Origin of the sequence: Vibrio sp. 10N.261.51.A3 (assembly GCF_041471965.1) — a bacterium.
Taxonomy (GTDB): Bacteria; Pseudomonadota; Gammaproteobacteria; order Enterobacterales; family Vibrionaceae; genus Vibrio; species Vibrio crassostreae_C.
In genome coordinates this window covers 1-1145 of record NZ_JBFRPK010000175.1, presented here as the reverse complement: position 1 = coordinate 1145, position 1145 = coordinate 1, and the positions used below count along the sequence as shown (strand labels likewise).

Sequence of the window (1145 nt, the reverse complement as noted above, 5' to 3'; positions counted from 1 at the left end):
TGATTTAGGAAACAAAGCCTCTGTGAATGAAGTTAGGCTTAGGAGATATCAAGAGGCTATTTTTACTGCTCCATAAAGCAAAAAACCCAGCGAAAAATCGCTAGGTTTCAAATATAAAAAATGAGGTAATACAAGTTTACTTCAAAGGGTCATTGTCAGGAAGTGCATTATGAAGCCAGAGTGCTAAACGCTTCTTGATGTTCGCACCATCAAGCTTGCTCTCAGGGAGAGGTGTGATCTGATTGACTTCAACAAGGAACAAGTACACCGCTTTAACCTTTATCGGTTGGGATGAATTTGGCAAATCAAAACCTTGTAGCTTAGCCATCTTAAAACCGACTTCAACTGCTTTTTTTACCAGCTTATCTTCATTAATGATCTTCGCGGTTTTCGACATATCATCTCCATCATCTTTATCGAATGAATATTGAGTATATCAAACCGAAAAATTCACAAGATTACTTCGCTCTCAATTTGAGGAGTCACTTTGATAAATAACATAAAACGAATAACAGGCTCTAGGATGACTCTAATTCGCTTGATAGTTACGCCACCAATACCTGTACGCAAACGGTCTCTTAACAGAACACTCAATAAATGAGATCTTAAGTCAAAAAACAAAAATTCGAATAATATTTGACTTAGCATTCCAAAGAATACGGAATATTATGATGTTCATTTTGAAAGTTAAAATTCAATAAAAGATCAATAAACTGCTGTTATTTAACTGGTTTAATACTAATTCGACTTAGATCTTATTTACAACCAATTGTAACCAATTGTTATTTACAAAATACTCACTAAGAAAATAGAATAAAACCACTAATTTTATACTGGTGTTGAAAATGCGTTACCTCTGGGCTTCATTCTGTCATAAAAATCCAATTCCGGGTCGAATTGTTCATATCCTTGTTATGTTGATAGCGCTAGCTTCTATCACCATTCCATTGATTTCAAAAGACGCCACAACCATCTTAACTTCACTGTGTGCTGCTCTAGTCTGTTTCGTCGTTTTTGTCTTCTTTGCGCTCGCCGACAAAATGCGCTCAGGCATGCATTAATCAACCAATCAGTTCTCTATCACCAAGCATTCTCTTTTTAAAAATTCATTATAAAATGCTGGTTACCAATCGAGTAGGAGGAGG

The 1145-nt window shown here is 35.7% G+C and carries 2 protein-coding genes; one reads left to right on the top strand and one right to left on the bottom strand.

What is annotated here, in order from left to right; translation table 11 throughout:
• Positions 1–136: 136 nt before the first annotated feature.
• Positions 137–397, bottom strand: a complete 261-nt coding sequence (locus tag AB4371_RS22590) for a DUF5062 family protein (RefSeq protein WP_065677671.1) — start codon at positions 395–397, stop codon at positions 137–139.
• A gap of 448 nt (positions 398–845) precedes the next feature.
• Between AB4371_RS22590 and AB4371_RS22585 the strand changes: the two genes are divergently transcribed.
• Positions 846–1061 carry a hypothetical protein gene (locus tag AB4371_RS22585; protein WP_029235681.1) on the top strand — a complete coding sequence of 72 codons (216 nt, stop codon included), beginning with the start codon at positions 846–848 and terminating at the stop codon, positions 1059–1061.
• The last annotated feature ends 84 nt before the right edge of the window (positions 1062–1145 follow it).

Excerpts from the sequence above, each read along its gene's own strand:
- AB4371_RS22590 (WP_065677671.1), bottom strand. The coding sequence starts at position 397 with ATGTCGAAAACCGCGAAGATCATTAATGAAGATAAGCTGGTAAAAAAA.
- AB4371_RS22585 (WP_029235681.1), top strand. The coding sequence starts at position 846 with ATGCGTTACCTCTGGGCTTCATTCTGTCATAAAAATCCAATTCCGGGT.